The 13,042-nt window shown below is 64.3% G+C and carries 14 protein-coding genes; 8 read left to right on the plus strand and 6 right to left on the minus strand.

Annotation, left to right across the window (positions count from 1 at the left end):
• A partial coding sequence (locus tag EOA23_RS24300; RefSeq protein WP_145966473.1) for a Ppx/GppA phosphatase family protein occupies positions 1-1,174 on the plus strand: 1,174 nt, incomplete at its 5' end.
• Positions 1,175-1,199: 25 nt separating this feature from the next.
• Here EOA23_RS24300 and EOA23_RS24305 read toward each other — a convergent pair.
• The 4 genes from EOA23_RS24305 to EOA23_RS24320 all read right to left on the minus strand — a co-directional run bounded on the left by EOA23_RS24305 (position 1,200) and on the right by EOA23_RS24320 (position 4,550).
• Positions 1,200-1,622: a DoxX family protein gene (locus EOA23_RS24305; protein WP_127306015.1), complete on the minus strand. Its 423-nt coding sequence runs from the start codon at positions 1,620-1,622 to the stop codon at positions 1,200-1,202.
• 123 nt (positions 1,623-1,745) lie between these two features.
• Positions 1,746-2,168 (minus strand): DoxX family protein, encoded by a 423-nt coding sequence (locus EOA23_RS24310; protein ID WP_127306016.1) that lies wholly within the window; start codon positions 2,166-2,168, stop codon positions 1,746-1,748.
• A gap of 398 nt (positions 2,169-2,566) precedes the next feature.
• Entirely contained in the window at positions 2,567-3,964 is a 1,398-nt protein-coding gene (gene fumC, locus EOA23_RS24315) for a class II fumarate hydratase (RefSeq protein WP_127306017.1), read from the minus strand.
• A gap of 106 nt (positions 3,965-4,070) precedes the next feature.
• Positions 4,071-4,550, minus strand: coding sequence for a cupin domain-containing protein (locus EOA23_RS24320; RefSeq protein ID WP_127306018.1), 480 nt, complete (start codon positions 4,548-4,550; stop codon positions 4,071-4,073).
• Between the two features lie 106 nt (positions 4,551-4,656).
• Between EOA23_RS24320 and EOA23_RS24325 the strand changes: the two genes are divergently transcribed.
• Complete coding sequence (locus EOA23_RS24325) at positions 4,657-5,634, plus strand: LysR family transcriptional regulator (protein WP_127306019.1); 978 nt, start codon at positions 4,657-4,659, stop codon at positions 5,632-5,634.
• A 38-nt stretch (positions 5,635-5,672) separates the two neighbouring features.
• On the opposite strand, the gene betI is transcribed toward EOA23_RS24325, so the two are convergent.
• Positions 5,673-6,323 (minus strand): transcriptional regulator BetI, encoded by a 651-nt coding sequence (betI, locus tag EOA23_RS24330; RefSeq protein ID WP_127306020.1) that lies wholly within the window; start codon positions 6,321-6,323, stop codon positions 5,673-5,675.
• An 84-nt stretch (positions 6,324-6,407) separates the two neighbouring features.
• Here betI and choX point away from each other — a divergent pair, with 84 nt between their 5' ends.
• From choX to EOA23_RS36565, 3 genes are all read left to right on the plus strand, one after another.
• Positions 6,408-7,346 carry a choline ABC transporter substrate-binding protein gene (choX, locus tag EOA23_RS24335; RefSeq protein ID WP_127306021.1) on the plus strand — a complete coding sequence of 313 codons (939 nt, stop codon included), beginning with the start codon at positions 6,408-6,410 and terminating at the stop codon, positions 7,344-7,346.
• Positions 7,343-8,188, plus strand: a complete 846-nt coding sequence (locus EOA23_RS24340; RefSeq protein WP_127306022.1) for an alpha/beta hydrolase — start codon at positions 7,343-7,345, stop codon at positions 8,186-8,188. The genes choX and EOA23_RS24340 overlap by 4 nt, the downstream gene beginning before the upstream one ends.
• Positions 8,189-8,639: 451 nt before the next feature.
• Positions 8,640-8,858 carry a sulfocyanin-like copper-binding protein gene (locus EOA23_RS36565; RefSeq protein WP_245474327.1) on the plus strand — a complete coding sequence of 73 codons (219 nt, stop codon included), beginning with the start codon at positions 8,640-8,642 and terminating at the stop codon, positions 8,856-8,858.
• Between the two features lie 482 nt (positions 8,859-9,340).
• Here EOA23_RS36565 and EOA23_RS36570 read toward each other — a convergent pair whose 3' ends face one another.
• On the minus strand, positions 9,341-9,517 hold the full coding sequence (locus tag EOA23_RS36570; protein ID WP_245474326.1) for a hypothetical protein: 177 nt from the start codon (positions 9,515-9,517) through the stop codon (positions 9,341-9,343).
• A gap of 154 nt (positions 9,518-9,671) precedes the next feature.
• Here EOA23_RS36570 and EOA23_RS24355 point away from each other — a divergent pair, with 154 nt between their 5' ends.
• The 3 genes from EOA23_RS24355 (at position 9,672) to EOA23_RS24365 (ending at position 13,042) form a co-directional block, all read left to right on the plus strand.
• Positions 9,672-10,802 (plus strand): metallophosphoesterase, encoded by a 1,131-nt coding sequence (locus EOA23_RS24355; protein ID WP_189341687.1) that lies wholly within the window; start codon positions 9,672-9,674, stop codon positions 10,800-10,802.
• A gap of 163 nt (positions 10,803-10,965) precedes the next feature.
• Complete coding sequence (locus EOA23_RS24360) at positions 10,966-12,369, plus strand: patatin-like phospholipase family protein (RefSeq protein WP_127306026.1); 1,404 nt, start codon at positions 10,966-10,968, stop codon at positions 12,367-12,369.
• A gap of 19 nt (positions 12,370-12,388) precedes the next feature.
• Positions 12,389-13,042 (plus strand): glutathione S-transferase family protein, encoded by a 654-nt coding sequence (locus tag EOA23_RS24365; RefSeq protein ID WP_127306024.1) that lies wholly within the window; start codon positions 12,389-12,391, stop codon positions 13,040-13,042.

A 13,042-nucleotide genomic window follows, 5' to 3' on the forward strand; every position in this document is an offset into this window, starting at 1 on the left:
CCAGGAAGCCTATTATTCGGCGCTCGGCGTCATTTCCGGTTTCCATACGGCCAACGGCATCGCCGGTGACCTCGGCGGCGGCAGCCTCGAACTGATCGACATCAACCGGGAGGCGATCGGCGACGGCATCACGCTGCCGCTCGGCGGCCTGCGCCTGCAGGACATGGCCAAGAACTCGCTGGCGCAGGCGCAGAAGATCGCGCGCCAGGAACTGGCGCGGGCAAAGTTGCTCAAGGGCGGGCAAGGCAGGGTCTTTTATGCCGTCGGCGGCACCTGGCGAAACCTAGCCAGGCTGCATATGGAGATGAACAACTACCCGCTCGGCATCATGCATCACTACGAGATTTCGGCCGACAGCGCGCAGACCTTCCTCAGGCAGGTGGCCAAGGGCGAGGTCGAGAAGGTGAGGGGCATCGAAGGCGTCTCCAAGAACCGCCGCTCGCTGCTGCCCTACGGCGCCGTCGTGCTCCAGGAGATCATGTCGGCGATGCAGCCCTCGAAGATCATCGTCTCGGCGCAAGGCGTGCGCGAGGGCTTTCTCTATTCGCTGCTCGACGCCGAGGAGCAGAAGGCCGACCCGCTGATCTCGGCGGCCGAGGAACTGGCGCTGTTGCGCTCGCGCTCGGTGCACCACGCACATGACCTTGTCGAGTGGACAGGCAAGGCATTCAAGGCCTTCGGCATCGACGAGACGGAAGACGAAACGCGCTACCGCCATGCCGCCTGCCTGCTCGCCGATATCGGCTGGCGCGCGCATCCCGAATATCGCGGCAGGCAGTCGCTCAACATCATCGCGCACGCCTCCTTCATCGGTGTCGACCATCCCGGACGCGCCTATCTGGCCCTGGCCAACGCCTACCGCCATGACGGCATCTTCAACGACGGCATCGCGCCCGAGATCAAGGCGCTGGCGCCGCCGCGCCTTCTGGAACGCGCCCGAGTTCTGGCGGCGATGATGCGCGTGGTCTATCTGCTGACGGCGGCGATGCCGGGCGTCATGCCGCGGCTGAAATGGGAAAGCCGTGGCAACGGCGCGCTGGCGCTGGTGCTGCCAGCCTCGCTTTCCGACCTTTATGGCGAGCGCCCCGCCGGACGGCTGGCGCAACTGGCACGCATCACCAACCGCCGCCTCGTGCTGGCGGTCGAGGGCGGTCCGAGCGTCTCGGTAAAATAGGACGTTTCGGTGGAATAGGGCTGGCTCAGGTCACCTCGGCGCCGATCCCGAAGCCGCGCCCGTCGGCCGACCACGCGCCGGCGCCGGCCATGGCAAGCGCAAGGAAGCCGCCGGCTATGGCGATGTCCTTCATCAGCATTTGCTGGTGCAGGAAGGCGAGCGTGGCATCGTCGCCGCCCTGGCCATAATGGCCGATGAAGCCCGCGGCGATACAGAAGGCGGCAAGCAGAAGCGCCACGATCCGGGTCTGGAAGCCGACAAGGATTAAGAGGCCTGCAATCAATTCGAACAAGCCGGTGCCCCAGGCCGCTAAAGTCGGCAGCGGCAGGCCGAGTCCGGCGAAATAATTGATCGTGCCGGAGATGTGGGTGAGGGCCTGAAAGCCCGACGGCACGAACAGCGCGGCGAGAAGCAGCCGCGAGACCAGAAGCAACGCATTGCGAAACATTCCCACCTCCCGTGCCGGCCGGTCCGGCTGACGCCGGCTGGGGCGCAGTCTACGCCTGCAACGAAAAAGCGGCGCGGAAAATTCCACGCCGCTTTTGAGTTTGGGCTTGGGAGGAAAGAAGGATCAGGCGCGCTTGGCGTCGATCGAATAGGCGCCGGCGCCGGACGAGGCGAGCAGGATGAAGCCGCCGGTGATGGCGAGGTTCTTGAGGAACTGGATCATCTGCATCTGGTCGGCCCAGCCGGTGTGGGCGACCAGCCCGGTGGCGATCGTGAAGATGGCGAGCACCCAGGCGACGATGCGGGTCTGGAAGCCGACGAGGACGGCAAGGCCGCCGAGCAGTTCGATCAGGCCGACGAGGACCGCGGTAACGGTCGGGACCGGCAGGCCAAGGGAGCCGAAATAGGCGGCGGTGCCGGAAATGGCGGTGAGCTTGCCGAAGCCGGAAAGCAGGAAGATCACGGCCAGCAGGATGCGGCCGAGCAGGATCGTGGTGGAGCTGTTGGATGCGGTGCCGTTGCCGGCGACGGAAGAGTTGATGGACATGGCGGTTCTCCAAACGGGTTGAATGACCCGTCAGATAAACGATGTAGACTGTTCACAAAAAGCCACCTATGCGGCGACACATTGTTCACAGGATATATGTTTTTGGAATTGGTGCCCGCGCGCGAAAATCATGTCGCGAGATTAGGCTATCCCGGTAAATTCTGCTGCCGCAAAACGGAATCCTCGGTCCGAAGTTTGCGAGCGCTGGCTTCGGCGATTGCCGAGACGCTCGTCACGTCGTCATCTACGGGCGGAGCAAGGAGCGAAGCGGCGCGGCGCAGACCCGAGAATCCATGCCGTGACCTCAAAGCAGCCGCAAGCGGTCGGGGATGCTTCGCCCTGGAATGACATCGCGAGGCCGCAGCAGCTTGTAACAGCCTCGCTCCGCGTCGCGAAAACTACCCCGGATGCGTCATGTCCTCAGGGCGCACCAGCCGATCATAGTCAGCCTCGCTGACCAGCCCCGTCGCCAGGGCCTCCTCACGCAAGGTCGTGCCGTTCTTGTGCGCGGTCTTTGCGATCTTGGCGGCGTTGTCGTAGCCGATGGTGGGGGCAAGCGCCGTCACCAGCATCAGCGAGCGCTCCAGCGCGGCCTTGATATTGTCCTCGCGAGCCTCGATGCCGACAACGCAATTGTCGGTAAAGGAGACGGAGGCGTCGGCGAGCAGCTGCACCGACTGCAGGAAGTTGTAGGCCATCAGTGGGTTGTAGACATTGAGCTCGAAATGGCCTTGGCTGCCGGCGAAGGTGAGCGCCGCATTGTTGCCGAACACCTGCACGCAGACCTGCGTCAACGCCTCGCACTGGGTCGGGTTGACCTTGCCTGGCATGATCGACGAGCCCGGCTCGTTCTCCGGCAGCGACAGCTCGCCGAGGCCCGAACGCGGGCCGGAGCCGAGCAGGCGGATGTCGTTGGCGATCTTGAAGAGAGCCGCGGCCGCCGCGTTGATCGCGCCATGCGAGAACACCATGGAATCATGTGCCGCGAGTGCCTCGAACTTGTTCGGCGCGGTCACGAAGGCGATGCCGGTGATGGCGGCGACGCGGTCTGCCACCTTTTCCGCGAAGCCGACCGGCGCGTTGAGGCCGGTGCCGACGGCGGTGCCGCCTTGCGCCAGTTCCTGCAGGCCGGGCAGTGTCTGCTCGATGCGCTTGATCGAGGAGGCGACCTGCGCGGCGTAGCCGGAAAATTCCTGGCCAAGGGTCAGCGGCGTGGCGTCCTGCGTGTGCGTGCGGCCGATCTTGATGATGTGGTTGAAGGCGCGCGCCTTGGCGTCGAGCGCCTTGTGCAGATGGTGCAGGGCAGGGATTAGGTGGTGCACGACCCGCTCGGCGCAGGCGATGTGCATGGCCGTCGGATAGGTGTCGTTGGACGACTGGCTCATATTGACGTGATCGTTGGGGTGCACCGGCTTCTTCGAGCCCATGACGCCGCCGAGCATCTCGATCGCCCGGTTGGAGATCACTTCGTTGGCGTTCATGTTGGACTGAGTGCCGGAGCCGGTTTGCCACACCACCAGCGGGAAATGGGAATCAAGCTTGCCGTCGATCACTTCCTGCGCGGCGTCCACGATCGCCTTGCCGATAGCCGGATCGAGCCGCTTCATCTCCATGTTCACCTCTGCCGCGGCGCGCTTGACGATGCCGAGCGCGCGCACGATCGAAGCCGGCTGCTTCTCCCAGCCGATCTTGAAATTGCCCAGAGAGCGCTGCGCCTGCGCGCCCCAATAGCGGTCGGCCGCCACTTCGATAGGGCCGAACGTATCGGTTTCGGTTCTGGTCTTTTCAGCGCTCACGGCTACTCTCCGGTCTGTCGATTTGGGCAAGGGCGTATCGCGTTGCACAAACGGCATCAAGCGGAGATTGCGGGCGAGGAAGATGCAAATCGGTTGAAGGGAAGGCTCACGCCAGCGGCGGCCCGACAATGTCGATGCCGTTCTCCGCGCACAGCCTGGTCAGCATCTCGATCGTCTGCGGCGTCGGCGCCGCCACCGGCGGCAGGTCGGCCCGTTCGGCGGGCCGGCTTGCCTTGCGCACCATCGTCTCGAAATCCGGACCGCGCGTCACTGTGAGCGTATGCGCCCCTTCCGGAGACTCGACCCTGTAGGTGTGCGGCAGGCCTTTCGGCGCGAGCACCGTCTCGCCGGCGCCGGCGATCCGCTCGCGGCCGTCGATGACGAGGCGTATCCGCCCTTCAAGGATATGAAACACCTCGTCCTCGTTGCGGTGCACGTGCAGCGGCGCGGAATCGCCATAGGGCTGGCGGTGTTCGATAACGCAGATCCCATCCTCGCCGTCGGCCGAAGAGACCTGGATGGCGACAAGCGTGTTGTTGAACCAAAGGAGTTCCTTGCCTGCGATGCTGGTGTTGATCATTGTCATGACTGCTCTTTCTCTGTTGGGCGCCGGCGAAACGGCTTCGACAGCGACCTAACCTGGGATGGGCGGCCGACGGAAATCGAATGATCGTATGGGGCGGATCGATGCGATGAATTTGAATGCGCTCGACCTTAATCTGGTGAGGGTGCTCGACGCGCTTCTGCGCGAGAAGAGCGTGACGCGCGCCGGCGAGCAGATCGGCCTTAGCCAGCCAGCCGTCAGCGCGGCGCTCAACCGCCTGCGCCATGCGCTCAACGACCAGCTCTTCGTGCGCCGCGGCAACGACATGGTGCCGACGCTGCGCGCCGAGAGCCTGGCTGAGCCGGTGCGCGCGGCATTGCGCGAGATCGAGCGCGCCTTTCAGCCGGCAACCGATTTCGATCCGGCGAGGCTGGAACGGACCTTCACGCTTATGGGTGCCGATTTCTTCTCCATGCTCCTGATGCCGCCCTTTGCCGCGCGCATCGCGGGGGTGGCCCCGGGCGTATCGTTCCGCTTCCTCGACAGCGCCATCGGCGATGTCTCGAAGCTGCTGCAGGAGGATCGGATCGACCTGGCGCTGGAGCGCCCGCTGGAGGTCGCGGAGTGGGTCTCCAGCGTGGCGCTGTTCGGTTCTCCGTTCGCCATCATCGCGGCGAAGGACAATGAGGCGCTCAGGCCAGCGGGCATCGGCGAGGGCGAAGAGGTGCCGCTCGACCTCTTTTGCGCGCTGCCGCACGCATTGCGCTCGATCGACGGTTCGATGTCAGGCTTCACCGATGACGCGCTGGCCAGGATGGGAAGGGCACGTCGCGTCACGCTCGCTTTGCCGCACTTCCAGGCGGTGGCGCTGGCCGTGGCCGGCGGACCTTATCTGGCCGCCGTCCCGACGCAGTTCGCGGTGGCGGCGGCAAAATCCCTGCCGATCGGCATCTATCGGGCGCCGATCCCGATACCGTCGCCGGCGGTCAGGATGTACTGGCACGCCCGTCGCGATGATGAGCCGCCACATCGCTGGATTCGCGAGCAGATCCTCGACGAGGTGGGAAGGCTTGGGTTCAAGGACTGGGACCACCCATTGAGCGGTCAACCTCGCCCCGCCATATAGCCGACATCCACCCGGCGGCCTGTCGCTCGGTCTGAACTTTATCCAGCCGAGGCCAGGCCAACGGGCGCTGGCTGGCGTAGCGCCAGTCGCCCCGCGATGAAGTCCTTGACCTGGCGCACCGCCTGTTCGCGCGTGACGCTGCCCGGCTGCAGGCCGAGCCTGAGCCACAGCCCGTCGATCAAGGCGGTGACGCCGAGCACGATCTCCTCGGCCAGTTGCGGCGAAGCGAGACCGCGCAGACCGGACAACAGGTTCGAGCGCATCCGCGCGTGGATCACCTTCTGGATGCGTGCCAGCTTCTCGTCGCGCGGCACCTCGGCGCAGAGCGACAGCCAGGCATGGCAGAGTGGCGGCAGGAACAGGTGCTCTTCGAAATTGCCCTCGATCACGGCGTCCAGCCGTTCCATCGGAGACCGCGCCCGCTGCAGTCTGGCGACGACGGCGTGACAGAGCACGGCGTTGGCCTCGCGCATGGCGTGCTCGAACAGCTCCTGCTTGTTGCGGAAATAATGCAGCACGATGCCCTTCGAAGCGCCGGCCTGGGCCGCGACCTTTTCCAGCGTCGCGCCAGCGATGCCTTCGCGCTCAAGAACGGCGAACGCCGCCTGCCGCAACTCCTTGCGGCGTATGTCGCTGAGACGCGTCAGTTTCACCGGACCGATCCATGCATGGCGAATCCATGTTGACATCTTCGCCCGCTCAGATCAATGATTGACCAGTGGGACAATAAAATGACCACTAGGTCAAAAAAATCGAAAAAGAGGAGAACCGGAATGTTGCGGATGCTTGCGAATGGCGTTTGTCTCGCGGCCCTGATGCTGGCTTCCCAGGCGGCCCAGGCCGCCGAGGCCGAGAGCTGTAAAGCGGTCCGCATGGCCGAGCCCGGCTGGAATGATCTCGCCTTCACCACGGGCGTGGCCAAGGTCCTGCTGCAGGCGCTCGGCTACGAGCCGCAGAGCGAGGTGCTCGGCATCAACGTCATCTATGAGGGCATGAAGAACCGGGACCTCGACCTGTTCCTTGGCTACTGGGACCCGGCCATGGTCACCTATTACGAGCCCTACAAGAAGGACGGCTCGATCGAGAATGTGCGGGTCAATCTGGTCGGCGCCAAATACACTTTCGCCGTGCCGACCTATGTCTGGGACGCCGGCGTCAAGGACCTGTCCGACCTGCACAAATTCGCCGACAAGTTCGGCAAGAAGATGTATGGCATCGAGCCGGGCTCCAACCAGCTGATGATGGACGCCATCGCCGATCCGCAATTCGGCCTCGACGGCTGGCAGGTGGTGGAATCGAGCGAGGCCGGCATGCTCTCGGAGGTCGGCTACGAGATCAAGGAGAAGCAGTTCATCGTCTTCCAGGGCTGGGCGCCGCATCCGATGAACACGATGTACGACTTCAAGTATCTGACCGGCGGCGACAAGTTCTTCGGTCCGAATTTCGGCGCCGCCACCGTGACCACCCAGGTGCGCAAGGGTTTTCTGCAGGAATGCCCGAACGTCGCGCAGTTTCTCAAGAACCTTGCCTTCGACATCGACATGGAAAATGTCGGCATGGGCTATCTGATCAACGATGGCATGAAGCCGGAAGACGGCGCGCTGAAGTCGATCACCTTGCACAAGGATCGCCTCGACGCCTGGCTCGCCGGCGTCACCGCCTTCGACGGCAAGCCCGGCCTTGCCGCAGTCAAGGAAAAGCTCGGATTGTGAGCCAGCCAGCCCCGGAGCCAACGGATCAGGACATCGAGCAATCCACCTGGGCCTCCCGCAAGCGGATTGTCGATGCCGGCGGCCTCGACCTAGCCTATGTCGAGGTCGTAGGTTCGGAGCCGCCGCTTGTCCTGGTGCACGGCTTCACCGACACCAGCCGCAGTTTTTCGCTGCTGGCCCCGCATCTTTCCGGGCGCCGGCTGATCATGCCGGATCTGCGTGGCCATGGCGGCTCGCAGGTGGGCGAGGGGTGCAGTGTCGCCGATTTCGCTGACGACATTGCCGGGCTGATCCGGCGCTTGCGGCTGGACCGACCGGTTGTCGTCGGACACTCGCTGGGCGGCATGGTGTCGATCGCGCTGGCCGCACAATATCCGGACTTGATCGGAGGGCTGGTCATCCTGGCCAGTGCGCAGAAGCCCGATTTCAGATCGCATCACCAACTGATCGACGGCGTGGCGGCCCTGCGCGACCCGATCTCGCCGTCGGATCCGTTCTATGACTGGTGGCATGCCTGCCAGCCGGGCGTGCCTCAGGCTTTTCTCGCCGGTCTCGCGCAGGACGCCTCCGCGATTCCGGCGGCGCGCTGGCGCGCCATTCTCGAAGAGATCCGCCGCACCGATCTGACCGCCGCGGCGCGGACCGTGCGGGTCCCGACGCTGATCATCGCCGGCGGGCGCGATCCGCTTTTCGGCGAGGCGCACCAGCAGGCGCTGAGCCAGGCAATCATCGGATCGCGTCTGGTCTGGGCGCGGGACTGCGGCCACAACCCACATTGGGAAGACCCGGCGTTCGTGGCTGCAATCATCGGCCGAGCCTTCGGAAACGACGACATCTGGTAGGGCAGTCGGGTCCAAGGCATTCTCAGGCTGTCCGTGTTGTTCAGCGTATCGGTTTGATCCAGCGCAAGGTCGGGCGCGGGCGGCGGTGCAATCATGCAGGCACCGTTCGGCCAGGTTCCATGGCAGAGAGCGGTCGGTTGCCGGTGTCGGTTCCACCGGTGTCTGCCGGAGGAGTTTTGCTGTGAATAAGCTGGTCAGGAATTCGGCTGTGGGCCTTGCCGCGATTTTTGCGATGGCTGGTGCCGCTCAAGCCGCCGCCACGGTTCAGGTTTCGTTGTGGGACAAAGGGGCGAACGTGCCCATGACCACAGGTTTCGCCTACGGAATGTCAGGCGTCGATATGTCGAAGGCAAGCATGGGGATAACGGCCAAGCCCGCGACGGTGAAAGCCGGCAAGATCACCTTCAAGGTGAAGAACAGCTCCAAGGATACTATCCACGAGATGATCGTGATGTATCGAGTGGATCCCACGGCCTCGCTTCCCTATATTGACGCCGAGAACAGGGTCGACGAGGACAAGGCCGGTGACAAGGGAGAGGTTTCGGAGCTCGACCCGGGCGCTTCGGGCACGCTTACCGTAGACCTGAAACCCGGCAAATACGTGCTCATCTGCAACGTCCCCGGTCATTTCGCGACAGGCATGTGGACGGAGTTCACCGTCAAGCCGTAGCAGCCGGTCGGCGTTGATGCGACTGGTGCACGGCCGGTTGGCAATTTGCAGTCGGCCGAAAGCGCCTTTCTGCGCCAACGGCTTGATCCGCTCGAACCCCACCTCGCTCTGCGCGCTCGTCCCTTCATCATACCGCCGCGCCAGCACCGCCTGCAGGTCCGGCGAATAGAGCGCGGTGAACGTATCGATGACGTTGCCACTCTCGCCGGTGATCGTTTCGCCGACCACGAGCACATTGTATTTGCAGTCGCCGAGCCTGTAGGTGTCCTTGCCTTTGACGGTGAGCGCCAGCGTCTCGGTGCCCTGCGGCGCTTTTTTCGAGGACAGCCGCACGAATTCGGTCTTGCTCTTGGCGCCCGCCTTCAGCGGGAACAGCTTCCTCAGGTCGCCGAGCGGGATCATCGACAGCCGGCCGGTGTCGCTGTCGCGGAACACCTCGATCAGCCCGGCATAGAGATACTGTGTCTGCGGCGAATCCAATTCTATTTGTTGGCGACCGCGACCATGCCGCCGGGCGCCAGTCGGAACTCGCTGCTTATGCCGGGTTTTTCGAGCACGAAGCCGGCTTTTGCCGATTTGGCGTCGACGCAGTCTGCGGCCTGCGCGCCGCCGGCGAATGCGAGCATGGCGAGCACCATGCCGGTTGTAAGGCTCTTCATGCCTTCCTCCCCTGGGTGCATGTAGCAGAGCAATGACAGACCGCCGTTGTTCTGTCGACCCAGGAGCTTTCATGCCTTGGCTTGAACAGTCTCCCAGGCGCCGGCTGGGCATTGAACTGGACGAGGCGGGTCGAGAATGTTTAATCGGGTAACGATGAAACGTCCCTCGCCAGCTACCATCTCGCGCCGTTTGCTCATCACCCGGACGGCACTCCTCGCTGCCGCCTGCGCCCTTCCTCGCGCGGCTTTCGGCCAGACCGGAAAGCGCATCCAGCCGATCGACGCCACCTTCCTCTTCGTCGCCGATATCCATGCCTGCCGCATGGCAAGCGGCCTCAGCCCCAATTGCCTGCAGGAAGGCAAGACCGATGCAGCTCTTCTGCGCAACGTCGCGGCCTTGAACGCCATTGCCGACAAGAAGTGGCCGGCCGAGATCGACGGCGTCTCCACCGGCCTGCATTCGGCCGGCACCCGCATAGGCACGCCGCTCGGCCTCGTCACCGGCGGCGACATCACCGACGATGGCGGTGGCCAGGTCACCGAGCCCAGCGAAGGCACGCAGCTTCTGCAGTTCTCCCAGCGCTATCAGGAAGGCATTGGGCCGGACCGCGTCCACATCCCGGTCTATGTCGGGCTCGGCAACCACGATCTCGACCAGAACGGCTCGCCGCCGCATGTCGATTGGTATCGCCGCGAATTGCGAGATTATGTCGAGGTCAACCATCGCCCCGGCGTGTTCTTCAAGCCGCCTGTGCCGGCAACCGAATATGATGTCGATACCGACTGCTATTCCTGGGACTGGGGCGGCCTGCATCTCATCCAGATGCACCGCTTCGCCGGCGACACTGGCCATGGCGCGCCGAGCAGCCTGCCCTGGCTGAAGCAGGACCTCGCCACTTATGCCGGCGATGGCCGTCCAGTGGTCGTCTTCCAGCATTATGGTTGGGACACCTTCTCGACCGAGCGCTGGGATCCGGTGAAACGCACCTATGATGACGATGGTTCAGGCCGCCCGCACTGGTGGGGCGAAGCCGACCGCCAGGCTCTGCTGGCGGCGATCAGCGGCTACAACGTCATCGCGATCTTCCACGGCCATCAGCACGAAGTGCCGATGATCTACCAGCGCGACGGCCTCGATCTCGTCAAGCCGAAGGCGGCCTATATGGGCGGCTTCGCGCTCGCGCGCATCACGGCCGACATCATGGATGTGGCGCTGGGCGAGGCGGCTGGCGACCATGGCGAGATCGTCTTCACCAACGCTTTCGCCAAGCAATTCCAGACATGAAAAGGCCGCCCCGCGGCGGCCTCCATGGTGCCTGTCATGCTGGTGCTTGAGGGGTGCGGTTGCATCGGGCAACGCAATCCGGTTAGGCTCGCAGCGGCTGCGGGAGAGGGCAGCCCTGGGGGAACCGGGTTTGCGTCTTCGTGTGGCTTTTGTCGCTGTCCTGATGGCCCTGGCTGGCTGCATCGCCGACGACGTCGGACCGATCAACACGCTCACCAGGCAAGCCGGTCGCCCATCACCCACTTACATCCCCGACCCAGCCGATGATGGCTCGACCGTCGTGGGTCTTGCGTTTTCCGGCGGCGGCACGCGGGCCGCCGCTTTCTCGTACGGCGTCTTGCGGGCGCTGGACGACGTCGTCATCGATCAACGCCCCAAACGGCGCACGCTGGTCGACGACATCAGGATGGTTTCGGGCGCTTCGGGCGGCGCCGTCGCCGCCGCATATTTCGGCTACAAGGGCAGGGACGGCTACCGGGATTTTCGCGAGCGCTTCCTGACCCAGAACGCCGAGGCCGATCTCAGGACATCGTTGTCGCCGGTCAACTTCATCCGCGCCTATTATGGCGGCGTCAACGACCGCAGCGGTTTCGCCAGATGGCTGAACGGCCATCTGTTCGACGGCGCGACCTTCAAGGCCTTGCACCGGCCGAAAGGTCCGATCGTCTGGATCAACGCCTCCGACATCTACAACCGCACGCCGTTCCTCTTCACCTACGACACCTTCGCGGCGCTGTGCAGTGACCTCGACCAGGTGCGGATTGCCGACGCTGTCGCGGCATCGGCCGCCGTGCCGATCGTCTTCGCGCCGATCGTGGTCTCGGCGACCAGCCCCCATTGCGGTTACCGCAGGCCGCAATGGCTGAGCGAGGCGCTTGCGGACCGCAACGCCTCGCTGCGGCTCAAGGCCTATGCCAGCGCGCTCGATTCCTATCAGAACGACGATCCGCTCGACTATGTGAAGTTGCTCGACGGTGGGCTGACGGACAATATCGGCGTCACCGGCTTCACGCTTGAGCGCTCCGCCGCCGGCACGCCTTACGGGCCGCTGTCGCCGTCGGCCGCGGTCCGCCTGACGACGCTGATCTTCATCGTCGCCGACGCCGGGAGCGACAGCGATGTGAACTGGGCGAAGTCGCTGCACGGACCAAAGGCCGCCGAGCTTCTCGACGCCGTGACCAGCACCACGCTCGCCGCCTCGGTGCGCGACGAGTTCGATGCGCTGAAACTTGCCGTCTCGCAATGGAAGGGCGAGCTGGTGCGCTATCGCTGCGGGCTGTCGGCCTCGACCGTTTCGGCCTATCGCGGTTCGTCGGCCGGGTGGAACTGCCGTGATGTCCGCCTTGTGGTCGAGCACCTTTCCTTTGCCGATCTCGATCCGGCGACGCAGGCGAAGCTGAACGAGATTCCGACCAGGCTCAGGCTGCCTGTCGACCAGGTCGATCTCACGATCGATGCCGGCCGCAGGGCGCTCGAGGTCAATCCCGACATACAGACGGCAGTCGCTGCGATCCAGGCCCGCGCCGGCGTGAGGCCGCCCGCGATCACGACGGCTGAAGCGAATTGACATCATCAGGAGACCGTTCTTGGCAGAGTTCACCCTCTATATCGGCAACAAATGCTTTTCCTCCTGGTCGCTCAGGCCCTGGGTGGCCATGCGGCACCTGGAAATACCTTTCGAGGAGGGCTTCGTGCGGCTGCGCACGCCGCAGACCGCGGCCAACCTCGCCAAGGTGTCGCCGACCGGGCTTGTGCCGGTGTTGAATCACAATGGCAGGATCGTCTGGGAAACGCTTGCCATCCTTGAATATCTTGCTGACCTCTACCCTGAGAAAAAGCTCTGGCCGGAGGACCTCGGCGCTCGCGCGCTGGCGCGCTCGGTCGCGACCGAGATGCATTCCGGTTTTCGCGAGGTTCGTTACGGCTGGCCGATGAACCTGCGTCGGCCGAAAGAGCACAAGCCGCTCGATGCCGAGGGCGAGGCGCAGCGGGCAAGGATCGAGGCGATCTGGCGCCAGTGCCGCGAGCAATATGGCCAGGGTGGCCCGTTCCTGTTCGGCCATTTCACTGCGGCCGATGCCATGTATGCGCCGGTGGTCACGCGCTTCGACACCTATGGCGGCGAGCTGGCGCCCGTCACCCGCGCCTATGTCGATGCGGTGTTGGCGATGCCCGCGATGCGGCATTGGTACGCGGAAGCCGCCAAGGAGCCATGGCCGGAGCCTGGCCCGGACGAATAG

Source organism: Mesorhizobium sp. M2A.F.Ca.ET.042.01.1.1 (assembly GCF_003997405.1).
GTDB lineage: Bacteria > Pseudomonadota > Alphaproteobacteria > Rhizobiales > Rhizobiaceae > Mesorhizobium.